We start from the raw sequence: 25,310 nt of genomic DNA, 5'->3' as shown, positions 1-25,310 counted from the left end.
AGCGACGAGGTGGCCACCGGACTGCGAGCGCATGACCTGATCGCCCGGACCATCACCGTCAAACTGCGCTTTGATGACCTGCGTTATATGACCAAGGCCCATACCCTGGAGACACCGGTCAACTCAGCCAATCGCATCTATCCGCAGGCGGTCGGACTACTCAAGGCCATGCTGGGGCTGCCTGAGGGTGTTCCCATGGACACCTCCCTGCCTAGGCTGATTCGCCTAGCCGGTGTCAGCGCATCCGGTCTAAGCCGGGTGGAAGATACCCCCATCCAGCCATCCTTGGACGACATCATGCGCGAGAGCAAACGTCACACCGGCAGCGAGTCCCAGCGCCTGGATCAGGCAGAGGCCACCATGGACTCCATCAGGAACCGCTACGGCAAGGGTTCAGTCAGCATGGGTCTCTAAGCGCCTGTATGCAAACGCTCCAGGGCCAGCTCCAACTGGTCGTCGAATATGGTGGATGAGAATCGCAAACGGCGACTATCCCCGTAGAACTCCCCAGGACTGGCCAGAATCCCCATACGGGCCAGGTCGGCCATATCGGCCCAGCAATCGCCCGAACGGGCTTGCGCCCAGATATAAAGCCCACCCTGTGGCATGACGGCATTGTATCCGTAAGATGTCAGAGCTTGAGCCAAGGCCCGAAGACGACGGGCGTAGATCTCGCGTTGGGCCATCACAGCTTCTCCGTCCTCCAGAGCGGCTCGCATGGCCCGCTGTACCGGACCTGGCACAATCAGTCCCACCTGCTTGCGGTAGGCGGTCATGGCCTTCACCAAACGAGCATCGCCGGCCACGAGGGCCGCCCTGTACCCGGCCATGTTGGACTGTTTGCTCATCGAATACAGACAGAGTATGCCGCTGGCATCGCCGCCACAGACTTCAGGTTCCAGGATGCAGGGTGAGGCCGGGATCGGCGCATTCTGCCCGACTTGGGTATGTTCTGACCAATCCAGCATGGCATAGCACTCGTCGCTCAGGACCGTGGCCCCTATCGAACGAGCCGCCCGTACGATCTTGGACAACTCGGCTCGGTCTATGACCTGCCCACTGGGGTTGCCTGGCGAATTGATCCATACTGCTCGCACGCCAGGCAAATCCACCCATGAATCCGTATTAGCCGGATCATCCACGGTTGTCACCTGGGCTCCAGCCAGCTGGGTTCCGATGGCATAGGTGGGATAGGATACCTTCGGCTGCACCACCCGGTCCCCCGGTCCCAGATGCAAGAGTGAGGCCATGAGCGCCACCGCTTCCTTGGACCCGACCGTGGGCACCAGGTCCGCGCCTAGAGCATCAAGATCAACCCCGCGACGACGACGGAACCAGTCGGTCGCAGCCTGCCTCAGGGAATCATCACCGGCAGTTTTTGGATAGCCTCGTGCCTGGCCATCATCCGCAGCCGCCGCCAAGGCCTCCTTGACCGACCTGGGCACTGGATCCACCGGCGAACCCACCGAGAGGTCGACCAGACCGCCAGGGCATTGCTCAGCACGCCGCCGGTAAGTGTCAATCCTTGACCAGTCGTAGGGGGATTCGAACGAGTGAAAACCCATGGTCTGCCTTTCTCCTATAAATAAGCCGCGGTGGGATGGCTCCCTTCCGCGGCTCGTCAGCCTTAATCGACTACTTGTTGGGTGGCAGGGCTGCAACACCCTCCGGATCGTGATCATAGGGGCCGACCGCGGCAGCACCGCCGGCATCTCCCACCTGGGCGAAGAAATCAGTCGCTGCGTCCTTATACCAAGTCCACTCATCGGGCAGGTCGTCCTCGTAGAAAATGGCCTCCACCGGGCAGACCGGCTCGCAGGCGCCGCAGTCCACGCACTCGTTGGGGTTGATGTAGAGCGAACGAACGCCCTCGTAGATGCAGTCCACCGGGCATTCGTCCACGCAGGCCTTGTCCTTGACGTCCACGCAGGGCTGAGCGATGACGTAGGTCATGGGTTACCTCCTGAGTATGCGAGTACTCACTCTACACTCCAGCGCCGACGCTCCAGGTCAGTCCAGACCGGCCTGGGTGGCCTCGGATATCTTCCCGCTGAGCTGATGACGGCCAAGCAGGGAGTGCCGGTAGGAATAGCCGAAGTAGATAGCCAGACCCGCAGCCAACCAGACCACGAACCGGATCCAGGTCAGTACGGTCAGGTTGAGCATGAGCCAGAGACAGGCCAGAGCAATCAGAATGGGGACCCAGGGGTTGCCGGGCATCTTGAAGGATCGGGGCAGGTCGGGCCGGCGCTTGCGCATGATGGGCAGGGAAATGGCCACAAGCAGGAATGCCGAAAGCGTGCCGATGTTGACCATGTCTGACAAGACGTCTATGGGGAAGCAGGATGCCACTACGGCCACCACGATGCCGCCCAGGATCTGAATACGGGCAGGCGTGCCATGACGACCGGTGCGGGACAGAGCACGGGGAAGAAGCCCGTCACGGCTCATGGCGAAGACGATTCGGGTCAGTCCCAGCAGGAGCACCATGACCACGGTGGTCAGCCCCACCACGATGCCGAAGGAGATGATCTTGGCAGCCCAGGGAGCGCCTACCATCTCAAAACCGGTTGCCAGGGAGGGGTTCTTGGCCTTGGCCAGATCCTTGTAGGAGACCATGCCGGTGGTGACGATGGCGACCAGGATGTACAGGGTGATGACGATCAGCATGCCCAGGCCGATTCCGCGGGGAATGGTCTTGTGGGGCTCCTTGGCCTCCTCGGATGTTGTGGCGACGATATCGAAGCCCACGAAGGCGAAGAAGACCAGGGCGGCGCCTGAGAGGATGCCGGGGACACCGTAGATGGTGGGCTGCATGCCGGAAACCCACTGCCAGAGCGGCTGGCCCATGATTCCTGGCACGCTGGCCCCCGGAACGGCCGAAGCGGGCTCGGAAGGCGGGATGAAGGGCCGGTAGTTGTCCAACTTGACGTAGAAGAAGCCCACCACAATGACGAAGACCACGATGCCGATTTTGAGGACGGTCAAGGCGCCGTCGAACCGGGCCGAGAGCTTGGTGCCCAGAACCAGAAGGACCGTGAAGAGGGTGACGACCGCCAGCGGGGCCAGGTCCACATCCAGGCCGCCCACATGGAAGCTGGAGCTGAATGAGGTGCCGCCCATCAGATGGATGAAGTCGTTCAGGTAGACGCCCCAGTACTTGGAGATGACCGAGGCGGCCATGAGCATCTCCAGAATCAGATCCCAGCCGATGATCCAAGCGACCAGTTCGCCCATGGTGTTGTAGGTGAAGGTGTAGGCCGAGCCTGAAACCGGAATCATGGAGGCGAACTCGGCGTAGCACATGACGGCTGCCGCGCAGACGATGCCTGCTATGACGAAGGAAATGATGACGGCCGGCCCCGCATGGAAGGCCGCCGCCTGGGCCCCCACCGAGAAGATGCCAGCGCCCACGGCCACTGCGACGGCCATAATGGCCAGGTCCCAGGTGGTCAGCGTCCGCTTGAGCGACCTGCCCTCCTCCCCGGTCTCCGCCAGGGTCTGTTCAACGGATTTCTTCCTGAATAATTCCATCCTGCTCCCAATCGTGACTTATTGTGACGCAAACTCCTCAGGCCCATCACTATAGGAGATAGGGGCACACAACTCCGGACTTTGCTCATTTCGGGATATTACCCGCTGGCAAGCCTTCCGGAATCGGCAACTCGATCAAGGCGCAGCAATCCGCCAATAGACAACTAGACAACAAAGCACCCCAGCCGTTTCGACCAGGATGCCCACTGGGTGCAACCCGTACCTTATTCAGTCGGGCCATCCTTGAATATGGCAATGTCCTGCATGCCGTTACGCTCATTGCAGGTCTGCTCACCGTTGACCACTGCAAGGACTTTCTTACGAAAATCGTTGAAAACCTGATCCCCGGGCTCATCCAAAAGACGGCCGGCGTCGAAGTCAATCCAACGATGCTTCTTGGTGGCCAGAGGCGTGTTGGTAGCTACTTTCACAGTAGGCACGAAAGTTCCGAAGGGAGTGCCCCGGCCAGTAGTGAAGAGGACCACTTGCGCTCCGGCTGCGGCCATTCCCGTGCTGGAGACAAGGTCGTTGCCTGGCGTCTGCAGCAGAGAGAGCCCGGGCCTGGAAATATGGTCACCATAGTTGAGCACGTCCTCGACCTCGCAACGACCGCCTTTGCGGATGCAACCCAAGGATTTGTCCTCCAAAGTCGTGATTCCGCCCTTCTTGTTGCCTGGAGAGGGGTTGTCGGATATGACTTCGCCGTATTTGCGGAAGAATCCCTTGAAATTGTTGATAAGGTCGACGACATCATGGAAGACCTGCTCGTCGCGTGCCTGGCTCATCAGGACCTGCTCGGCCCCGAACATTTCAGGAACCTCGGCCAGAACCACGGAACCACCCTGAGTAACCACCCATTCAGCGAACCGACCGACCAGCGGGTTGGCCGTGATGCCTGACATTCCATCGGACCCGCCGCACTTGACGCTGACCTTGAGTTCGGACAGGGGCACCTCTTCGCGGTGATCGCCTTTGGCCGCCTCGTTAATCTGGTCCAGGAGGGCATCGGCCTCGTCCAGCTCGTCCTCCACCTCCTGGCATATGATCCAACGAACCCGGTTCGTGTCGTACTCGCCCAGGGTGCTCAACATGTCCTCCATCTGATTGTTTTCACACCCAAGACCAACGAGGAGCACACCCCCGGCGTTGGGATGGGTGGCAATGTCCTGAAGACAACGCCTGGTGTAGACCAGATCGCCGCCGAGTTGGGAGCATCCATAAGGATGACGCGCCACAATCACCGAGTCAAAAGATCCGTTGCCGGGATGGCGGGCTGAGAAAGACCGTGCCATGGCGTTGCACAGACTGTTGATGCAGCCTACGGTTGGGACGATATAGAGGTCGTTGCGGATGCCTACCTTGCCTGTCGCGCGCCTATATCCTTGGAAAGTCCCGGTCGGACTGCCCGGCTTGACCGTGTCGGTAACCGGCTGATAACGGTAGCTCAGGTCGGCGCCCAGGTTGGTGGCCAGATTGTGCGTGTGGACCCATTGTCCTGTAGTGATAGCCTCCTTGGCATGGCCGATGGCATAGCCATACTTGATGACGTCCTCACCCTTGGAAATGTCCTGAAGCGCGAGTTTGTGTCCGCGAGGAATTTGGTCAAGCACCGTCACCTCGCCACGACCCTCTACCACAACACTTTCGCCGGGCTCCAGATTTCTGGCAGCGACAGCCACCATATCCTTCGGATTCAGGAGGATCGTATCCTGGCCGGTCCGCGCCGGTATATCGTTGATATAGTCATGCTTCAAACCAGCTGCTTTACCGTCGCCACAGGTGGAGACGAATCCTGTGGAGCCGCCTTCTGAAATCATGCAATGCCGCTTTGCGTCACTCATACTTTTAAGCTAACGAGCCCTCTAGGATACCAATCACTTTGTTGCCAACCTTTGCGCAGAAAAAGACCCCGGGTCCCCTCCTTTGAGGCGAGGCCGGGGCCATATTTGACTAGCGTTCCGATTTGGGATGCTGGTTTATCCAAATGAAGAACGCCAGCCCCATGAGGATCCCTGCAACAGAAGCCAGAAGGCGCCGTCCTCACGAATGGTAAGCAGACCATGCTGAGGCTGATCCTTGACCTTGAAGGAGAACTTGGCCCCATCCGCGCTCTACGCATAAAGCACCAGAGTCTCGTCCAGCGTAACGCCTTGCTCAGTGGAACCCTGAACATCCACAGTGATCGGCGTGGCCGGTGATGGCGTAGGAAAGACAGAGTCAGGCCGAGCCGTGGACCCGAGAGCCATCTTGCCCAAGACCCTTGTTGTCTGCGAATCGACCTGTCCACTGCACAATCGTATACCGCAAGTCAACCCTGCCGACTACTTGGGCCTTAGCTCTCAAAAAGGGCCAGGGCGTTCTCATAGGAGACCGCACGCACCAGAGGAGCCAGATACTCCTTGTCATCAGGTATGATGCCCTGGGCGGCCCAGTCGCCCAAGAGCCCACAGAGCACTCTACGGAAGAGCTCATGCCTGGGGAAGGATAGGAAGCTGCGGGAGTCCGTGGTCATTCCTACCGCATTGCCCAGGAGTGAGGTTTCAGCCAAAACTTCGAGCTGCCGACGCATCCCGGTGACGGTGTCGTTAAACCACCAGGCATTGCCCAACTGAAGCTGGCCCCGATCATCGCCTCCGAAGCAGCCTAAATCAGTGGCTATGGCCATATAGTCGTTGGGATTGAGGGAATAGACGATGGTTCTGGGCAAAATGTTCGAACTCTGCGCCTGGTCAAGGAGTGCGGCAAGGGGGGCGGCAACCGAGTTGTCAGCCATGGAATCGTAACCCGTGTCGGCTCCAAGCTTTCGGAAAGCCGTCGAGTTGTTGTTGCGGCTGGCCTGAAGATGCAGCTGCATGGTCCAGCCCTTGTCCTTGTAGATTCGCATCAGCTCAAGAAGGAGAGCCGCGCGATATTGGGCCTGTTCCCGCCTGTCCAGGTCTAGCCCGGCCCTGGCCTTGCTGAAAATGGCATCCAGATTCTCAACAGTCGCCGGAGCGAATTCCACCACATCGACAGCATGGTCGGAGAGTCTGGAACCATGCTGGTGGAAGTACTCCACCCGATCACGCAGAGCGTCGACCAGTTCGCTGAAGTCATTGATCGGCTTGCCACAGACCGACTCCATTGTGCCGATCCAATCGCCATACCCTTTGGCGGTCGGATTCAGGGCCGCATCCGGACGGAAGGCGGGAACCATCCTAAAGGACTCCCCCTCCTTGGCGAATTGATCGTGATACTCCAGATTATCCTCAGGGGAATCCGTGGTGCAGACGATCTTGACGTTCATGCGACGCAGAAGTGCTCTTCGCGAGAAGTCCGGGGTGGCCAGCTGTTCATTCGTCTGATCAAAGATGGACTTGGCGGTCTTGGTGGTCAGGGGTTCGCGGATGCCGAAGTACCTCTGCAGCTCCATGTGCGTCCACAGATAGACCGGGCTACCCACAGCCTGTTCCATGGTCCGGGCATAAGCCATGAATTTGTCCCAGGGGTCCCCGTCTCCGGTGATCAACCGTTCCGGAATGCCATTGGCCCTCTCCAGCCGCCACTTATAATGGTCTCCATAATTGTGACCATCTGTCAGCCAAGCATCGACAATATTATCGAAGTTGGGATCCTCATAGATCTCCTTGGCGTGCAAATGGCAGTGATAATCCACCAGAGGAAGATTCTCAGCCACCTCATGGAACAACTCCCGAGACAATTGCGTCCCGAGAAGAAAATCATCATCCAGGAAAGCCACTACAAACTCCTTAGTCGAAAACAGCAAGTCCGGCATTCGAATTTCCGCATGCCCAAAATTCTCCTGTACAGACCAACGGACAGGCGAAACAGTCACACGATCGGAACTCACATATACCATGAGTCAGCCTATGCGCGCCTGAAAAGAGACAGTCTCGATGTTGCCATGATTTGTCGAAACCTTCCCTGATCAGGAACCTGACGTAGCCTTACCCGTGCTTTCCCGGACGATAAGGCGAGAGGGAATCATGATGCTCTGCGCCAGATTGGCTCGGCCATTCAGCCGATCCAAAAGAATGCCGGCTGCTGTCTTACCCAGTTTGGGCGGGGTGTTACCCACGCTGGACAATGGCGGATCACTGACCTGCGCCATAGTGTCGTTGTCGAATCCGATGATCACGTAGTCTTCCGGACAGCGAATCCCTTGACGACGCATAGCTGCCATGAAACCCAAGGCCATCAGGTCATTGTGAGCAATGACGGCGCCTGTAGGATCATTCAGGTACTGCTTGGCCAGGGCATACCCCCCGACGAAAGTGGGAAGACCCGGCCAAATTCGTCGAACGGCCACCCCACGCTTGCGAAACTCTTCGCAGGTGTGATTCCACCTGACTCCAACCGACCATGACGAAGAAGGTCCATCCAGATAGGTCACTCGTGAAAAGCCCATGGAAACCAGTAGTTCTGCGGTCTGACGGATACCAGTGCCAATATCGATGGCCACACTGGGCACCCCACGCACGGTCCGGTTAACCACGACGATGGGCCTGGTCTGGGCGCACTTGCGGATCATGGCATCAGGCATTCTCGAGGAAGTCAGAATTACCCCGTCCACATAGGCGGCAATCTTGTTGAAGGCCGCCCGCTCTCTGCTGGCGCTTTCCTCAGATTCAGCGACGATAAGGGCAAATCCTGCCAGGTTGAACTCGTGTTGTACAGAACGGATGATGTCAGAGAAGAACTGGTTGGCGATGTCAGGAACGATGATGGCGATCATGCCCCGGAGCGTTCTGGACGGAACCGTATCGACCGGCTCCGTATAGTACCCCAGTGCGTCGGCTGCAGCGAATATCCGCTTGGTTGTGGCCGCACTGACCCTATCAGGCCGAGCGAATGCCCTTGATACCGTGGAGGGCGAGACGCCGGCCTTGTCAGCCACCTCTCTGATCGTCACACGCCTGGAACGGTTATGACCGTTCATGACCGAGATTCCTTCTCTGCCCCGTTTCGATCCACAGGTTTGCTCGACCTGGCACCCGTGCTCTGCCTGATGACCAGACGGGCGGGAACCGTCGGAGCTACGGACAGGTTGGCTCCGGAAAGACGTTGCATAAGGAGGTCGGCAGCCCCCCGTCCAAGGACTGAAAGGGACATATGGATGGTGGTCAGAGGCGGACTGCTCACCATGGACATGGTGTCGTTGTCGAACCCGATGACCGAGATATCACGAGGGCACTCGCAACCAAGCCGTCTGAGGGCCGTGATCAGGCCGATTGCCATCAGATCATTATGGGCGATGACCGCTCCTGTAGGGTCGTCCATATACTTCTCTGCGAAGGAATAGCCTCCGTAAAAGGTAGGAGCGCAAGGCAGCGAACGCTTGACGCTCATCCCCTTGGCGTCGCATTCATTGAAGATATGCCGCCACCGGATGCCTCCTGACCATGAGGCCGCCGGACCATCCAAATAAGTGAGACTCCGATAACCCAATGAGTATAGGTAATCGACCGCTTGACAGGCCCCCTTGGCCACGTCGATGCTGATGCTGGATACACCACGAACGTCACGGTTGACGCTGACCAAAGGACGCAGCTGGGCGCACTTGCGGATCATGGCATCGGGCATCCTCGGCGAGACCAGGATGATTCCCGAGACCACGGGAGCGACCGTATCGACGATCCTGCGCTCCCTGGTGATAGACTCCCGGGTATCAAGAATCAGGGTTTCAAAGCGCAAGCGTTCGCACTCGTCCTGGATGTTGCGAATAACACCGGTGAAAAACTGATTGCCCAGGTCGGGCACAATGACCGCAACCAGCCCCCTGCCCTGCGAGCCTGACCGGCTGTCGACGATATCGCTGTGATAGCCCAGTTCATCAGCGACCTTCTGAACCATTCGAGCCGTAGAAATACTGACCCGATCCGGGCGCGAGAAGGTACGCGAGACCGTTGAGGGGGACACCCCGGCCTGACGAGCCACATCATATATGGTGATATGGCGGTTGTCCGTGGAGGCATCGCCACCCGAATCTGCTCCGGTCTTCATCTATTCGTATCAGCCTTCCTTGGTCTGCCCCATATCGCATGAAATACACGCCAACGGTGCCGAGCACTTCCAGCTTCCAAGTATAAGTGACTTCCCAGTCCTGTAGCAGCCGACAGCAGTCTGATGAGAAACAAACTGCAACTACGAAAGCAGACAGGCACCAACTTGATAGGTTCGGAAGCAGGATGGGCAAGCGTTTACGCCTGGTCTCCGCGATATGTTTTTTTTGATAAAGGAAGGCACTGATGCTTCACCTTAGTGACGATATACATAATGAGTCCACAGCCTGGCAGAAGGCCGGCGTGACCCTGCCAACCTACGACATCGAAGCCATGCGCCAGGCCACCAAGCGCTCGCCTGCCTGGATCCACTTTGGGGCCGGCAATCTCTTCAGGGCAGTCCACGCCCCCATTGCCCAAAACCTTCTGGAGTCAGGCGCCACCGACCGAGGCATATTGGTGGCCGAATCCTTCGACCCCGCCATCGTCGATCAGGCCTACACCCCCTTCGACGACCGCTATCTTCAGGTCATCCTGAGAGCGGACGGATCCATGAAAACATCGTTGATCGCCTCCGTTGCGGGCGCCTACCCGCTGGGCGAGCATCCGAAGCCCTTGCATGATCTGAGGCTGGTCTTCCGCAATCCCAGCCTGCAGATGGTCACCACGACCATCACCGAAAAAGGCTATGCCCTGGTCGACTCCCAAGGCCAGCCGCTGCCATGGATCGCTCCTGAATTCGAGGGTGGACCTGATAAAGCCAAGAGCGCCATCGCAGTCATCACGGCCCTCCTGCTGGAGCGCTTCCAGGCCGGTGCTCTTCCCCTGGCCCTGGTCAGCACCGACAACTTCTCACGAAACGGGGAGCGGTTCGGCCAAGCCGTCAGGCAGATGGCTGACGAGTGGATAGGGAGGGGTCTGATCGAAAAAGGCTTCGGCGACTACCTCAGAGACAGGAACAAGATCACCTTCCCGCTGACCATGATCGACAGAATCACTCCCAACCCTGACAAGGAGGTGGGTTGCCGCCTCAAGGCTCTGGGCATCGCCGACGCGGAACCTTTCCGGACCAGAGGTGGAACCGCTATGGCCCCATATGCCAACACTGAGGAAACCTGGTATTGGGTGGTTGAGGACGACTTCCCTGCAGGCCGCCCGCCTCTGGAGAAAGCAGGGGTTTACATGGCCGACAAGGACACGGTCAACGCCGCCGACCAGATGAAGGTCACCACCTGCCTGAACCCCTTGCACACGGCCCTGGCCGTCTTCGGGATGCTCCTGGGGTATCCGACCATGTCAAAGACCATCGCCGACCCGGACCTCAAGGCCCTGGTCACCCGTCTGGGGTATGTGGAAGGACTGCCTGTGGTCGAGGACCCGGGTATCTTCTCCCCCAAGGAGTTCCTCCGCCAAGTCATTGAGATCAGGGTTCCCAATCCTGGCCTGCCCGATACGCCGGCGCGCATCTGCGCCGACACCTCCCAGAAGATTCCGGTCAGATACGGAATCACCATCAGCAAGTACATCCGAGCCAAGGACCTTGACACAGCCGATCTGGAAGCCATCCCGCTGATCATCGCCGCCTGGCTGCGGCTGCTGATCGGTTCGGATGGCAATGGAATCGACGATGCCGGACGGCCGGTCAAGCTGAGCCCAGACCCGCGCCTGGAGGAGCTTCAAAGAATTCTGGTTGACATCCCACTCAACGGGTCAGCCAAGAAGGAGACTCTGGCGACCACGATCAAGTCCATCCTGGCCGACACCTCCATCTTCGGAACCGATCTGAACGCCACCCCGCTGGCCGACAAAATCGAGACCTTCCTGACCGCCATGTGCCGGGGCAACGGCGCTGTAGCGAGCACCCTTCACAAAGCTGCAAGCGCCTGGTGACATCGGCAGCCTACTGACTGAACAAGGCACACAATGACCGGGTCCGCCCGATCCGGATGTAAGGAGAAAACATCATGCACATGGGATTCCGCTGGTATGGCCAGGGCAACGACACCATCAGCCTGGACGATATTCGTCAGATTCCGGGGGTGGAGACCATTGTCTGGTCCTTGCACCATAAACAGGCCGGCGAGGTCTGGCAGCCGGACGAAATCGAAGAGGCCATGGCCACAATCACCGGGCTGTCTGCCAGGGATCGGGCGGCAGGCATAACCAAGACCTTCAATGCTGACGTGGTTGAGTCCGTCAACGTTCATGAGTCCATCAAGACCGGTTCGACGGTCCTCGGAATCAGCCGGGACCAGGCCATTGACGCATACATCGAGACCGTAGCCAACCTGGGCAAGGCCGGGGTTAAAGTCGTCACGTACAACTTCATGCCGGTCTTCGACTGGCTGCGTACGGAGATGTTCCACCCTTGCCCAGACGGGTCCACCGCCCTCTACTACAACCAGCACCAGGTGGACCAGCTCAGCCCACAGGGCATCATCGACGAAACCCTGAAGGGGGCCGGGTCCCTGACTGTGCCCGGCTGGGAACCTGAGCGACTTGCCCATCTGCCTGAACTGATGGAGGCCTATCAGGGAATGGGCCACGAGCAGATGTACGCCAACTACAAGTACTTCCTGGATGCTGTGATCCCCACCTGCGAGCGCTACGGGGTCAAGCTGGCCGTCCACCCCGACGACCCTGCCTTCGACCTGTTCGGCTGGCCGCGCGTGGTCTCCAGCAAGGAGGGGATCCAACGAGTGCTGGATCTGAATCCCAGCCCCTGCAACGGACTGTGCCTGTGCCTGGGATCCTTCTCATCCAGAAGAGGCAACGACGCCGTGGATGCAGTCAAGACCTTCATGGACAGGATCTACTTCAGCCACGTGCGCAACATCCGGTTCACCGACGCGCAGGGCTCATTCTACGAGGTGGGTCACCGGGCCAGCGAGGGGAACGTGGACACCGTCGGCATCATGAAGGCCTACGCCGAGGCCGATTACCAGGGCTACATCCGCCCCGACCACGGAAGGCATTTATGGAGCGAGAACACGGAAGCCGGCAGACCGCGGCCAGGCTACGGCCTTTATGACCGCGCCATGGGCATCCAGTATCTGCTTGGAGTCTGGGACGCTTACCGCTACAACCGTTGATAAAGCAGAAATAAACAAGCCCCCTCCCCTGTCTTGCTGTTCGGCAAGAGGGGGCTTTTATTTACTTATTGTCCGGTCTCATCCGTCAAGACAAGCCTGGACCGACGGCGAAGCAGACCTGAATGTGAAGCAGAAGAAACCCTTAACAACAAGGAAGTGTCTGATGCCAGTCCGGGTCAATCGCAAACCCGAGCCGGCATCAGACATTTATTCAGTGTTCCCGTCAGGACCACGCCCTGTGGGAAGTTTCCTTCAACCTGGGAAAGCCGACATACATGCAAATGCGAGAATCAAATTGCCACGAAACAACTGACCCCTCGTTTGCACTGTTGGCTCATGCCAATCGGTCAATCAGGGGTTGGACACCCTGGTCGGCCAAATCGTCCAGGTTCTTCTGTACAGCTTCCGTTAGTCCAGCAATCCTGGTCAGGTCATGGCCCCAAATGGAAGCATCAGCAAGAATCCGATTGACAAAATCCTTCTGACCAGCAGCCTTGCGAAAAGCATCGATAACCTTTTGATCATCCTGAATCTTCACAGCATCACCGGCCTTGCCGCCATAAATCCACACCAGACAGGACAGTGCCAGGACGATTCGTTCCGGAAGCCCATGTCCCTGCTCTACGTTTGCCGTGACCAGCGGAAGAAGACGTGAGACGAATTTGGAAACCGAGTTCAACCCTATGGAATCTAAAGAATGCTGGACAAAGGGGTTGTCGAACCGCTCGCGAACCGCAGCAGCGAAGTTCTCCAGCTCCTCCTTGGGCAGGGTCTGGACGGGGATGATCTCCTCCTCCATCTCGCGGGTGATGAAAGAGCGCATGGTCTTATCGCCCATGACCTGTCCTACAGTCTTGAATCCGGCCAGCCGAGCCACCTGGGCCATGGTGGTATGGGGACCGTTGAGCAGATAAACCTTGCGCTCACGGTAGGGCTGTACAGCATCGCAGGTCACCAGGTCGATTCCGGCCTTCCGCGCGGGAAGCAGCTCATCAACCCTGCGCTGGGCGGTCTGGTCACCGGCTACGACCCAAAGCAGGAAGGGTTCGGCCTTGACCATGTTCTGACCCTCGTATCCCAGCATCTCCCAAAGCTCCTGGGCATCTTCGCGCGGGTAGCCCGGAACTATCCGATCCACGAGAGTGGATACGAAAGTGTTCTCTTGATCAAGCCAGTCGATGAAATCCTTGCCCCATCCGAACCGTTCGGCGACATTTATCAGAGCACGATGCAGGGCCGAACCGTTGTCGGCAATAAGCTCGCAGGGCATAATCAGGTAGCCCGGCAGGGACCTGTCGAACCTACGCTTGAGCAGATGAGCCAACTTTGCCGGATATCCTGCCGGCGGCTGGTCTGTGACCTTATCCCCATCGTTGACGGCAATGCCTGCCTCGGTGGTATTGGAGATGATGATCTGCGTATCAGGATCATCGGCCAGAGCCAGAAAACCATCCCAATCCTTGTAGGGGTCGACTGTCTTGCCGATAGAGTCAATCAGCTCATGGCTACGGACGGGCTTTCCATCCTTGAGGCCTTCCAGAATGACCGTATAGAGCCGCTCCTGGTCCTCCAAGACATGGACTCTGCCGTTTTCAAGCGGCTGGACAACTGCAACGTTCCCCCCGAACAAGCCCTTGTTGTTGAGCTGCTGGACTATCCAATCAACGAATGCTCTGAGGAAATTTCCCTCACCGAACTGAATGATCCTGATGGGTCGTTGAGCTGCCTCTGTACTGGTCAGCCCCAGATGCACGGCCACTGCTTCCTGTAGTCTTTCCACAATGCTTCCTTTCCGTCCGCTTGCATCCCGCCCATCCGGGAGATCCGGCCAGATCATCGAACTTGGCGACGATGACCAGCCCGGGACTCAGACACTCAGCCTTGCACCACCTGCCTGGCCTGCGCACAGGCATCAGCAACGGCTTTCCAATCGCCTTGGCGCTGGGCCTTGGACGGTACAGGGAAACTCCCGCCCACAGCAAAGACGTTGGGCAGGTCGATGTATTCACGGGCGTTCCCGAACCCGACTCCTCCGGTGGGCAAGAAGCTCATCTCGGCAAAGGGGCCGGAGAGTGCCTTCAAGGTCTTGACGCCACCGTAAGCCTCGGCTGGGAAGAACTTGGTAAAACGCAGACCAAGATCATAGGCTTTCTCAATGTCGCTGGGAGTCGCCGTTCCAGGCAAGACCGGTATCCGGGAGCCCATGCACCAGTCGACCACAGCATCGCTGAATGCCGGGGAGACGACACCCTTGCAACCTGCCTCCACTGCCTGGCGTGCCTGGTCGACCGTGTGCACAGTTCCTGCCACCAGGGTCACCTCAGGCACCTGATCGTGAATAGCCCGCATCCCGTCCAGGGCGGCAGCCGATCGGAAGGTGACCTCTGCGATGGGCACTCCACCGGAAGCCAGGGCCCTGGCCAGCGGAACCGCTTCCTCGGGTGAATGCAGGGTCACCAGCGGGACCACTTTGATTGTTCTGATCAAATCAATCAATCCGATCCGCTCCTCCGGTACGTCTGTCTTGTCAAACTCACTCATGCCTGCTTCCTTCTCTTGTGGAATTGAACTTGTTGAATCGAATCCATCGCCTGTCCATGGAGGGCTTCTGATCGCCGCCCAGATAAACCGGCTCAGCCAACCTGTCTGACCACCGCCCGCTGGCGTCCGGCAATAAAGTCATTCAACCGGGACTTGTCGGGCAAGCCTTCGTTGTCGGATACCACCTGGGTCTGCATGGCGCCAACGGCACACCCGCGCTCCAAGGCTTCGGACATGCGTCGGCCTTCAAGCAGGGCCGACAAGACACCGGCTGCGAAACCGTCGCCGGCACCGACTGTGTCCACCACCGCATCAACCTTGAAACCCGGAACGTAGACACCATCGTGACCGTCCGTCGCGTAGGCTCCATCAGGCCCGTCCTTGACCACCGCATAACGGGCGCCATTGTCAATGAAGGCCTGACCGATATCGCGGACATTGTCCAGCCCGAATAGATGTCTGCCCTCGGAAATGCCTGGAAGGACCAGATCAGCCTTGGCGCTCAAGGACAGGAGCGTCTGCTTCATTTGCCTGTCGCTCTTCCAGAGAGCCGGACGTTCGTTGGGATCGAAGGAAACGAAAATCTGATTGGCCCGAGACAGCTCAACCAGCGCGTTGCTGGCTTCCAGGGTGCTATCCGAAAGTGCCGGGAGGATTCCGGTCATATGCATCAGCGAGATTCCGCTGCAGTCGATGGCCTTGACATCGGCCGGGCCCAAGGCAGAAGCAGCCGATCCCTTGCGAAAGTAGTAAGTCTTGGGGTCTCCCTGCTCTACCTTGGACTTCATCATAAAGCCAGTGGAACGAGTGGCATCCTTGCCGACCAAGGAGGTGTCCAGGTTGTTCTGCCGCATGAAATACAGGATCCGTTCGCCTATTGGATCCTGGCCTATGCGAGTCATATAGACCGGATGCTGACCCAACCGCTCCAGACCGATTGCCACATTGAGCTCAGCACCGGCCACCGAGGCACTGAAAGATCCGACCTCGCTGCAGGGTCCCTCCTCGCCTGCCGCGAAGAGCCCCATACCCTCGCCGACCAGGAGGACCTTGCCGGGACGGACACCGCTGACCACTATGTCGTGGGAAACCGCCATACCATTCCTTCCATGACCTGGACAGATGAACCCGACGGGCCTGTCTCAACCTGCATCAACGCGGGTGACTGTCCGATTCGTCCATTGCTGTTTTCAAGCTATGTGATAGACGGATGGCGGAGGAATATGTTGCCAGCTGTTGCTTGTCCCGGCATTATTAAAAAAACAGACCCTCAGATCTTTGCATTGATCTGAGGGTCTGAAAAACGAAGCTTGAAGCAGGGGCTACCAGGCCAAATTGATACCCGGGGTGACCGGTTCGGGAATCAGTCGGATGCCGAAGGTGGAATCCACGCCTTTCTGGATGGCACGGGCCAGGGCCACCATGTCGTCTGATCCGGCACCCCCGCGGTTGGTCAAGGCCAGTGTGTGCACGTCAGACAGGGCAGCAGCCGACCCCTGCTCCAAAGCGAATCCCTTGTGGAAACCTGAATGATCGATCAGCCAGGCTGCTGAGATCTTGACCAAGGCCGAGTCTTCGACAGGATAGCGAGGGGCATCCACCGGCAGGGCATCCGCGGCCTCACGGCTAATAATTGGGTTGGTGAAGAAACTCCCGCAGCTATGACGGTCAAGCAGCACCCGCTCGCCCCTAGGGCCGTGAAGGTCATCCTGGACTGCCTCCAGAGCCTCTTCCAGGTCGGAGGTTCGGCGGCAGGACCCCATCCAATCAGTCAGGTACCGGTAGGGATCCTCCAGCATCCCCTTGCCTGCTCTGACGGTCAGGACCGCCTGCCGAATCCGCTCCAGGGGAAGGATTGCTCCAGGCTCCACGCCCAGGGCCTTGGCCAGCTGGGCCGAGCCCACCCGAGCTTCTGATCCGTGCCGCAGGACCAGGGTGACCGAAAGAACCACGTAACGCGGCGTAGGGAAGAACCGCGCGTCGGGCACAGCCGGCGCCTGGTACATGGTCTGCTTGAGCAGGGAGGTCCTGTATCCGAAATCCAGATCCGAGGCCCGCAGATAGGCAGTTATTTTGTCCTGGCGGTCCCAGACCTCGACCGAGTCGACAAGACGCCCGACCTCCTGGCCGTAGGCGCCGATGTTCTGGACCACCGAGGCCCCGACAGTACCGGGGATGCCGGATAGGCCCTCCACCCCGATCAGGTGCATGCGCACGCAGTAGGAGACCAGGTCATCCCAATTGGTCCCAGCTGTGGCATTGATGTGAACGACCGGAACACCGCCCTCAGGCGGAGCCACCTCGTCAGGAACGCTGATGTCCTGGCGGGTGTCACGCACAACCACGCCGGGAAAGTCCTGGTCAGAGGCCAGCAGATTGGATCCCCCGCCAATCAGGCAGAGGGGCAGCCCCTTGGAATCCGCGCCCTCCACAGCCTCGATCAAGCCCACACGGCTTCGGGGCTGAACAAAGGCGGCCATGCTACCGCCTATGCCCACAGTGGTGATATCAGCAAAGGTCGGAATGGTGTCTCTGGAGGATACGTCAGACATGCAATTCACTGTATCATCGTCCCCTTATGAGGGCTGCTTCCGGGCAGAAGCAATGCCGGGACTGCCTACCGCCCTTGGCAACAACCAATCAGCCATGATCAGAGTGAAGCAAGACCGCATCCAGACGGCTGCAAAGTCCGGTCTGGCCCACCCCTATCAGGTTTTCCTATAGCTTTCGCAAGACCCGTGCAGGGCCAAGGGACGATTAGCGGCGATAGATATTACCTATATGCCGGGTCGTTGACCGGCCTGCTACCTGGGGGTTTTATGTGACAAGAGCTTTGGAAAGGGGAATCTCCAAAGCCCGGTTTCCGGACGAGGAGCACCGGGAATACGTGGACACCTGATCGGGCGTCCACAGGACACGCACCAGGAAATGAGAATGCAATGACAGAAGACAGACGAACCCAGTTCCACCAGATAGCCCATGGCCAGGGGAACCAAGCCTGGCTGACCTCGGCCTGGCAGCACCACATCGGACACGAATACGGTGCCGAGAATTTTGCCGCAGCCACCTTGGACTTCGTCCGCAAGTGGGATTGGGACTGGGTCAAGATCAATCCGAGGGCCATATATTATGCCGAGGTCTGGGACGCAGTCTACGACAAGGACCACTATGATTGGCTGGTCCCGCACACCGTCCGTGCAGCCATCCAGGATGCAGGGGACATCGCCCGCATCGACTACCGCGACCCCGAAACCAATAAGATCCTCCAAGAGCAGATCCAGGCCGCCAGGACCATCCGAGACGGCCTGGAGGACCGAGCAGTTATCGACACTGTCTTCTCCCCGCTCTCGGTCCTCCTTCTGCTGGCTGATCTTCCCCTCTATCCCGATGAGCAGGGCTCTGTGCAAGAGGACGACAGGGAACTGGACAGACAGACGCTGATCTTCGACCAGCCCGAGGCGGCCAAGTCAGCGCTGGACAACATCGCCCGAACCCTTGCCGATTACGCAACACTGCTGGTCAACCCTAAAGAGCAGGGCGGGGCCGGCCTAGACGGCATCTTCTTCGCCGAGACCGGTCTGGCCAGCCATGGCTACTTCGACCAGCCACAACTGGAGGAATGGGCCAAGCCCTACGATCGGATCGTGATCCAGGCGGTCAGACAAGCCAATCCGGATGCCCTGGTCCTGGTGCATACCTGCCGGGAGGATGCACACCCTGAAGAATTCACCGACCTGAATCCTGATTTTCTCCACTGGGATCAGTTCCGCCCTGGCAATCCTGAAATCAGCACCGACTTTCCTGCCGTACCCGTAGGCGGAGCCGACTTCGAACTCTTCAACCCAGGCGGCGACGTGAACCAGATCCGCGAGGAACTGCACCAGACCATCCAGGCCCGCCAAGGCCGTCCCTTCCTCCTGGCCCCTTCATGCACCATCCCGACACCTGCCGACGAGGAGGCCCTGCGCGTTCTGAGCGGAACCCGGGCCTCCAAGGAACTCTGAAACCACAAACAATCCCACCGACATCCACCGCCAAACCCCAAGGGAGACATCATGGCCATCACCTCAAAGCAGCACCATCAGCATCACGGCACCATCAGGGCAATGGTTGCCCTCATGATCACCATGGCCATGGCCGAGGCGCTGTCGGCCTGCGGATTGGGGGGCGACAAGGGCTCCTCCGCAGGATCGTCTGACCATGTGACCATCGCTGCCATTTACCCTAAGACCGGTCTCTACGCCGAGTACGGAAAGATGTTCCAGCAGGGCTTCGACCTGGCCAAGGACCAGATCAACAAGAAGGGCGGAATACAGGGCAAACGCCTGGACATCGATTACTACGACACTCAATCAGATGCCAAGCAGGATGCCGCTGTCGCCCCCAAGATCGCTGCCGACAAGTCGGTCATCGCTGTTGTGGGCGACTACTCTTCGCCAGCATCATCGGCTGCATCGCCCATCTTCCAGCAGGCCGGACTGGTCCATTACGGCTTCAATAACTCCTCCCCGGTGTTCACCAAATCCGGCGATCATGTCTGGACGCCCCAGATATCAGATAAGACCTACCAGGAAGTCAACGCCGAGGCGATATCCAAACGAGCGAAGAAGGTCTCCGTCGTCTATCTGGAAAACGACTGGGGGAAGGAATCATTCCAACACTTCAAAGACGCCGCTGACAAACAAGGGGTGCAGATCATTTACCAGTCCTCCTACCTGCCTGATTCCACTGATCTGACACCAATACTGATTCCGGCCAAGAACGCTGGCCCTGATGCTGTGGTGGACATCGGCTATGGACCAGACGGGGCATTGGTTCTCAATACCCTCCGCGACAAGCTGGACTACAAGGGACCCTTCTTCGGCGGCCAGGAGACCAAGGAGTTCCTCTCCTTGACGGGGGCAAACTCCCAAGGAACCATCATCACCGGGACTTTCTCGGCAACCGGCACCAAGGATCCCAAGGCCAAGGCCTTCGTCAAGAGCTTCGAGGACCGGTACCACATCGTCCCCGGCAACTTCGAAGTCACGGCCTACCAGGCCATCATGGACCTGGCCCACGCGGGTGAAAAGACCAGCCCCACCAGGCAGGGCATTCAGGAGGCCCTGACCAAGGTCAAAGACTTCCCGCTCTATCAAGGCCAGGGCGGCACCTTCAAGTTCAATGCCAAAAACCGGCGGGCGGATGTGATCCAGCCCATCCTCCTTCAGGTGGATCAGGGCAAATTCAAACAGATCGAGAAGTAAGCAACGATCATGGTCGAGACGCTCTTTTCCGGACTCATCCACGGCGGCGTATATGCCCTGGCCGCCGTGGGCATGTCCCTGGTCTTCGGAGTGACCAATGTGGCCAACTTCGCACAAGGATCCCTGGTGGCAGTTGGCATGATGACGGCCTGGTGGGTAGGCTCCTCCCTGGGTTGGGGACTCATCCCCACCATTCTGGCCGTCGTTCTGGTCACAGGCCTTGTCGGCCTGGTCACCAACCTCCTGGTCATCACTCCGCTGGAAGGTCGGCAACCGATTGCCGCTCTCTTGGGAACTGTGGGCGTAGGGCAGGTTCTGGATAACGGGATGCAGCTGATCTTCGGCTCCCAGACCAGGCCCTTTCCCCAGCTGCTGCCCACCCACAACCTGCATGCGCTGGGCATCAGCTTCGGCACTTCCGACTTGGTCATGGGTCTTGTCGCCCTGACCAGCATGGTTGCGCTCTGGGCCTTCTTGACCTATGGCAGGACCGGCCAGGCCATCAGGGCCACCTCCCAGGATTCCCAGGCTGCATTGCAAATGGGAGTGCCCGTCACCTCCATTCGCACCATAGCGTTCGTCATCGGCTCGATTTTGGCGGGCATCGCAGGAATTTTCATCGGCCTGTTCAAGACGAACATCAACCCCATGGACGGCAGCGCCATCGGCATGACGGCCTTCGTGGCCGCCGCCATCGGCGGCCTGGGCTCCATTCCCGGAGCCATCATCGGCGGCCTGGTGCTGGGTTTGGCCGAAGCCGTCGGCGTCGGGCTCTTCGGCGATGGTGTGCACGACCTGATAACCTTCGGCACCCTCCTGCTGGTTCTGATCCTCAAGCCCTCAGGATTCCTGGGCCGCAAGGCAGACATGGGCAAGGAGCCCATGACCGGAACCCTCCCGGAAGCCGCCAGACCCATCCGACTGCCGCTTTGGGCCAACCTCGGCCTTGCAGTTGCCGCTCTGGCCAGTCCTTTCATTTTCTCCGACCATCTGGCCGGCATCGGGACCCAGGTTGTCATATACGCCATTGCCGCAGTGGGTCTGACGCTGATTTCGGGCTCGGCCGGTCAGACCATCCTGGGGTTGGCAGGGCCTGTGGCCGTGGGAGCCTACACTTCGGCTCTCTTGACCATGCGCCTGCATTGGCCTTTCGCCCTCTCCCTGCTGGGTGCGGCCATCATAGCCGCCCTGGCCGCATCCCTGCTGACATTCCCAGTATGGAAACTCAGTGGTCACTATGTGGCTATCGCCACCATAGGAGTGGGAGCAGTCATGGTGGCCATCATCCGCATCTGGGGGCCCCTGACCAGAGGTTCCTTAGGTCTGCAGGGCATCCCCCTGCCGACCTTCCTGGGCAAGCCGCTTTACACCCAGCAGATGCAGTACCTGCTGGATCTGGTTATCCTTCTTCTGGTTCTTGCAGTGACCTCCCGGATCAGGTCCTCACATCTGGGCCACGTCTTCGAAGCCATCGGCGAGGACGGACAAGCGGCCTGGTCCCTGGGGATCAGGACAGGGGCCTACAAGGCACTGGCCTACGCCCTGGCATGCGGTTCAGCCGGTATCGCAGGCGCCCTGCTGGCCCACCAATACACCTACATCGATCCAACCCTCTTCAACCCGACCATGTCGACCCTGATTCTGACAATCATCGTCCTGGGCGGAATGAAGTCCCCGACCGGAGCCGTGATCGGCTCCCTGATCCTGGTAGGAGCCCCTGAGCTGCTGCGCATCCTGCCCGAGGTGAGAATCATGGCCTACGGACTTGTTCTGATCGTCTTCATCATCTGCAGACCACAAGGCCTGTTCTCAACCAAAAGGAGGGCATGGTGACAGGCAGTCAGCATAGTCCCGAACCCGCACGCGACAATCCCGATCAACCCCTGCTCAGCGTGCGCGATCTGAGCAAGAGCTTCCAGGGACTGCAGGCGGTGGCCGACGTCAACATGGATCTGGCATCCGGCCAGGTGATAGGCATTATCGGCCCCAACGGATCAGGAAAGTCCACGACCATTAACCTGATCTGCGGCTTTCTCAAGCCCGACTCGGGCCAGATCAGCCTGAGGGGACGCACCGTGACCGGCCTGTCCGCTACGGACATGGCCGAGCAGGGGGTGTCCCGCACCTTCCAGAACGGCAGGGTCTTCCCGACCATGAGCGTTGAGGAGAACGTGGCCGTAGGATTCCATAGGCGCCTGGAAGCCCGCAGGCCCTTTCGCCGTTTGGAAAAGTGGCCCATCCTGCGATGGATCCCCCTGCTGACGCAGACCTGGCTGACGCTGGTACCCGGTCCCGCCTGTCGCAGAGAAGCGGTCGTCGAACGCAAGGCCGTCCAGTCCGAGATCGACAGATTCAGCGAGCGCCTTGAGGAGCACCGGGCCCAGGCCGCCTACACGCTCTCCTACGCCAACCGGCGACGTACCGAGATAGCCAGAGCACACGTCAGCTCCCCAGACATCCTGGTTTTGGACGAACCCACGGCAGGAATGAACCAGTCGGAGACAGCCGAGGTGCTGCAACAGCTCCTGGAGCTCAAGGCCCAGGGTCAGACCATGCTTCTGGTCGAGCACAAGATCGACCTGATCGAAGCGCTTTGCGACCAGGTCATCGCCATGGACGGCGGCCGGATCATCGCCTCCGGACCTCCCAGGCAGGTCAGTGCCGATCCCCGCGTCATCACCGCATATCTTGGCGACCGTAGACCCCGCAACAATGCCCCCATGAGTGGACAAGCGAATGTCCTGGCTCGGCAGAACGCCCTGGCTCCGGCCACCGTTGCAGAACAGATCGATAGCCAGGATCACGGCGGTGCAGAAACCGGCCTGAGAGCCAAAACTGAGGCGCACGATGATATCGAGGGGAAGCCAGCCGTCGAAGGGGACCGAACTCTGCTCTCCCTGGATACCATCGATGTGAGCTATGGCCCGGTCAAGGCCTTGGACCATGTCAGTCTTCGCATTCCTCAAGGCGGCATCGTCTCCCTCCTGGGCGGGAATGCTTCGGGCAAGTCCACAACCATGAAGACCATTCTGGGCCTGCTCGCTCCAAAGGAGGGGACCATCCATTTGGATGGACGGGAAATCACCCACACCCCCACCAAGGATCGGGTCCGTTCCGGAATCGCCTCGGTCCCGGAGGCGAGAAGGGTCTTTGCGGCCATGAGCGTGGAGGAGAACCTGCGCATGGGCGCCTACACTCAAGGGAAACGCAATCAGATCGAGCAGGATCTGGATGCTATATATGAACGGTTCCCGCGCCTGGCCGAACGCCGTGGGCAACAGGCCGGCACCCTTTCAGGAGGCGAGCAGCAGATGCTGGCCTTCGGCAGGGCCCTGATGAGCCATCCCCGGCTGATATGCATGGACGAGCCGACTATGGGCCTCTCACCAAAGCTGGTTGATCAAGTACTGGAGCAGATTGCCTCTCTTCGGGACCAACTGGGCATCTCCATCCTTTTGGTCGAACAGCAGGCCGAGCTGGCCCTGTCCATAGCCGACTATGGATACGTGCTGCAGAACGGCCTGATCCGACTGGAGGGACCAGCTCAGCAGCTCTTGACTGACGAACGTGTCCGCCAGGCATACCTAGGCAAGGCAACCTCACGATAGCGGGCAATAAGGAACACCTATGGGCGGAGCCTTGCCCGAGACCCTAAAAGACGATTCGATGGTGGGTCAGGGAAGGATTTCCAACCGGATACAAGCAGAGGAACACACCCGCATGAGCAAAGGATTCGCGACAAAAGCCGTCCATGACGGCTATGACTGTCAAAGCCAAGGCGGAGGCGCGGCCAGCGTCCCCATCTACCAGTCGGCCGCTTTTGACATGGTCACCGCCGACCGGGGAGATGCCCTGGCCGCCGGTGAAATTCAAGGGTTCTCTTACTCACGCCTGGCCAATCCTACGGTCAAGGTCCTGGAGGACCGCTTGGCCAGCCTGGAGGGGGGCAAGGGGGCTGTGGCCATGGCCTCAGGGATGGCCGCCGTGTCGTCAGCCCTCATGTGCGCAGCCGAAGGTGGCGGGAGACTAATTTCCCCGGTCGATCTTTATGGAACCTCGGTGGATGCCATGAAGACCTTCTTTCCCAACTTCGGCATCGAAACGGATTTTGTGGATGACATCAACGACCTTGACGCGGTGGAATCCCTGATCCAGGACAACACCAGGGCCATCTTCGCCGAGTCCGTGGCCAATCCGTCCACATCCATAGCCGACATCCCCGGCCTGGCCGACCTGGCCCATCGGCATGGGCTGGCCCTGATCATCGACAATACGGTGCCCACCCCCTACCTGCTCAACCCAATCGACTTCGGCGCCGACATCGTCGTCCACTCGACCACCAAGGGGATCAGCGGCCACGGCAACGCACTGGGCGGGGTCATCGTGGATGCAGGGCGATTCGACTGGGGCAACGGCCGCTTCCCGCAGATGAGCCAGCCCGAACTGATCATCAGCGACGAACGACACGGGTCCATGGTCAGCTTTCTGGATGCCTTCGGCAAGCTGGCCTTCCTCCACAGGGTCCATACCAAATACCTGCACACCTTTGGGGCGGTCATGAGTCCCTTCACCGCCTACCTGCAACTGACCGGCCTTGAGACCCTGGCCCAGCGGATCGCCACCGAGGTCAAGACGGCAGCGATCCTGGCCCGCCACCTGCTGACCATTCCCCAGGTGGAACAGGTCAACTACTCAGGCATTCCGGAGGGTCGGCACCAGGGCGATGCGGACCAACAGGACCGCCTGGCTTCGACTCTGCTGCCCAAGGGCGTCGGCACGATCCTCTCCTTCAAGGTCAAAGGGGGCTATGAGCAGGTCAAGCGCATCGTGGACTCGGTGCATCTCATGAGCTACATGCCCAACATCGGCGACTGTCGCACCCTGATTGTGGACCC

At 59.2% G+C, this 25,310-nt stretch carries 20 protein-coding genes; 8 read left to right on the top strand and 12 right to left on the bottom strand.

The annotated features are described in order from the left end of the window. Positions 1 to 414: DinB/UmuC family translesion DNA polymerase (locus tag AC0AP0_RS01130; RefSeq protein WP_490428969.1), on the top strand; the 414-nt coding region annotated here is incomplete at its 5' end. Here AC0AP0_RS01130 and dapC read toward each other — a convergent pair. The 8 genes from dapC to AC0AP0_RS01090 all read right to left on the bottom strand — a co-directional run bounded on the left by dapC (position 411) and on the right by AC0AP0_RS01090 (position 9,537). Next, positions 411 to 1,565 (bottom strand): succinyldiaminopimelate transaminase, encoded by a 1,155-nt coding sequence (gene dapC, locus AC0AP0_RS01125; protein ID WP_490428968.1) that lies wholly within the window; start codon positions 1,563 to 1,565, stop codon positions 411 to 413. The genes AC0AP0_RS01130 and dapC overlap by 4 nt on opposite strands. A 70-nt stretch (positions 1,566 to 1,635) precedes the next feature. Beyond that, a complete protein-coding gene (gene fdxA, locus AC0AP0_RS01120; protein WP_110425738.1) occupies positions 1,636 to 1,953 on the bottom strand; it encodes a ferredoxin in 318 nt (105 codons plus the stop codon). Positions 1,954 to 2,010: 57 nt separating this feature from the next. Beyond that, on the bottom strand, positions 2,011 to 3,534 hold the full coding sequence (locus tag AC0AP0_RS01115) for an amino acid permease (protein ID WP_211120238.1): 1,524 nt from the start codon (positions 3,532 to 3,534) through the stop codon (positions 2,011 to 2,013). A gap of 224 nt (positions 3,535 to 3,758) precedes the next feature. Then, on the bottom strand, positions 3,759 to 5,351 hold the full coding sequence (locus AC0AP0_RS01110; RefSeq protein WP_490428965.1) for a UxaA family hydrolase: 1,593 nt from the start codon (positions 5,349 to 5,351) through the stop codon (positions 3,759 to 3,761). Between the two features lie 294 nt (positions 5,352 to 5,645). Next, complete coding sequence (locus AC0AP0_RS01105; protein ID WP_490428963.1) at positions 5,646 to 5,780, bottom strand: hypothetical protein; 135 nt, start codon at positions 5,778 to 5,780, stop codon at positions 5,646 to 5,648. An 86-nt stretch (positions 5,781 to 5,866) separates the two neighbouring features. Further along, on the bottom strand, positions 5,867 to 7,273 hold the full coding sequence (gene uxaC / locus AC0AP0_RS01100) for a glucuronate isomerase (protein WP_490428961.1): 1,407 nt from the start codon (positions 7,271 to 7,273) through the stop codon (positions 5,867 to 5,869). A gap of 189 nt (positions 7,274 to 7,462) precedes the next feature. Beyond that, complete coding sequence (locus AC0AP0_RS01095; protein WP_490428959.1) at positions 7,463 to 8,473, bottom strand: LacI family DNA-binding transcriptional regulator; 1,011 nt, start codon at positions 8,471 to 8,473, stop codon at positions 7,463 to 7,465. Beyond that, positions 8,470 to 9,537 carry a LacI family DNA-binding transcriptional regulator gene (locus AC0AP0_RS01090; protein ID WP_490428957.1) on the bottom strand — a complete coding sequence of 356 codons (1,068 nt, stop codon included), beginning with the start codon at positions 9,535 to 9,537 and terminating at the stop codon, positions 8,470 to 8,472. The genes AC0AP0_RS01095 and AC0AP0_RS01090 overlap by 4 nt, the downstream gene beginning before the upstream one ends. 245 nt (positions 9,538 to 9,782) lie before the next feature. Between AC0AP0_RS01090 and AC0AP0_RS01085 the strand changes: the two genes are divergently transcribed. Together AC0AP0_RS01085 and AC0AP0_RS01080 are read left to right on the top strand one after the other, a co-directional pair. Further along, on the top strand, positions 9,783 to 11,426 hold the full coding sequence (locus AC0AP0_RS01085; protein WP_490428955.1) for a mannitol dehydrogenase family protein: 1,644 nt from the start codon (positions 9,783 to 9,785) through the stop codon (positions 11,424 to 11,426). Between the two features lie 74 nt (positions 11,427 to 11,500). Then, the gene (locus tag AC0AP0_RS01080; RefSeq protein WP_490428953.1) at positions 11,501 to 12,628 is read left to right on the top strand and encodes a mannonate dehydratase; all 1,128 of its coding nucleotides are present in this window, start codon (positions 11,501 to 11,503) and stop codon (positions 12,626 to 12,628) included. 334 nt (positions 12,629 to 12,962) lie between these two features. Here AC0AP0_RS01080 and AC0AP0_RS01075 read toward each other — a convergent pair whose 3' ends face one another. The 4 genes from AC0AP0_RS01075 to AC0AP0_RS01060 form a co-directional block, all read right to left on the bottom strand. Beyond that, complete coding sequence (locus tag AC0AP0_RS01075) at positions 12,963 to 14,408, bottom strand: tagaturonate reductase (RefSeq protein ID WP_490428952.1); 1,446 nt, start codon at positions 14,406 to 14,408, stop codon at positions 12,963 to 12,965. Positions 14,409 to 14,503: 95 nt separating this feature from the next. Continuing rightward, positions 14,504 to 15,169, bottom strand: a complete 666-nt coding sequence (eda, locus tag AC0AP0_RS01070) for a bifunctional 4-hydroxy-2-oxoglutarate aldolase/2-dehydro-3-deoxy-phosphogluconate aldolase (protein ID WP_052733372.1) — start codon at positions 15,167 to 15,169, stop codon at positions 14,504 to 14,506. 92 nt (positions 15,170 to 15,261) lie between these two features. Continuing rightward, entirely contained in the window at positions 15,262 to 16,266 is a 1,005-nt protein-coding gene (locus tag AC0AP0_RS01065; RefSeq protein WP_490428950.1) for a sugar kinase, read from the bottom strand. Between the two features lie 225 nt (positions 16,267 to 16,491). After that, entirely contained in the window at positions 16,492 to 17,694 is a 1,203-nt protein-coding gene (locus AC0AP0_RS01060; RefSeq protein WP_490428973.1) for an FAD-binding protein, read from the bottom strand. A 414-nt stretch (positions 17,695 to 18,108) separates the two neighbouring features. Between AC0AP0_RS01060 and AC0AP0_RS01055 the strand changes: the two genes are divergently transcribed. The 5 genes from AC0AP0_RS01055 to AC0AP0_RS01035 form a co-directional block, all read left to right on the top strand. Beyond that, positions 18,109 to 19,173: a uroporphyrinogen decarboxylase family protein gene (locus tag AC0AP0_RS01055; RefSeq protein ID WP_490428949.1), complete on the top strand. Its 1,065-nt coding sequence runs from the start codon at positions 18,109 to 18,111 to the stop codon at positions 19,171 to 19,173. Positions 19,174 to 19,224: 51 nt separating this feature from the next. Continuing rightward, positions 19,225 to 20,415 carry an ABC transporter substrate-binding protein gene (locus AC0AP0_RS01050; protein WP_490428947.1) on the top strand — a complete coding sequence of 397 codons (1,191 nt, stop codon included), beginning with the start codon at positions 19,225 to 19,227 and terminating at the stop codon, positions 20,413 to 20,415. 9 nt (positions 20,416 to 20,424) lie between these two features. After that, positions 20,425 to 22,248, top strand: a complete 1,824-nt coding sequence (locus AC0AP0_RS01045) for an ABC transporter permease (RefSeq protein ID WP_490428945.1) — start codon at positions 20,425 to 20,427, stop codon at positions 22,246 to 22,248. Further along, entirely contained in the window at positions 22,242 to 24,023 is a 1,782-nt protein-coding gene (locus AC0AP0_RS01040; RefSeq protein ID WP_490428943.1) for an ATP-binding cassette domain-containing protein, read from the top strand. The genes AC0AP0_RS01045 and AC0AP0_RS01040 overlap by 7 nt, the downstream gene beginning before the upstream one ends. A 112-nt stretch (positions 24,024 to 24,135) precedes the next feature. Continuing rightward, positions 24,136 to 25,310 (top strand): aminotransferase class I/II-fold pyridoxal phosphate-dependent enzyme (locus tag AC0AP0_RS01035; protein WP_490428971.1); only part of this gene is annotated, 1,175 nt, incomplete at its 3' end.

The organism is Bifidobacterium sp. POST2/T3 (B1), from assembly GCF_058197115.1.
The sequence above is the reverse complement of the archived record's forward strand: the minus strand, read 5'-3'. Positions and strand labels throughout refer to the sequence as shown.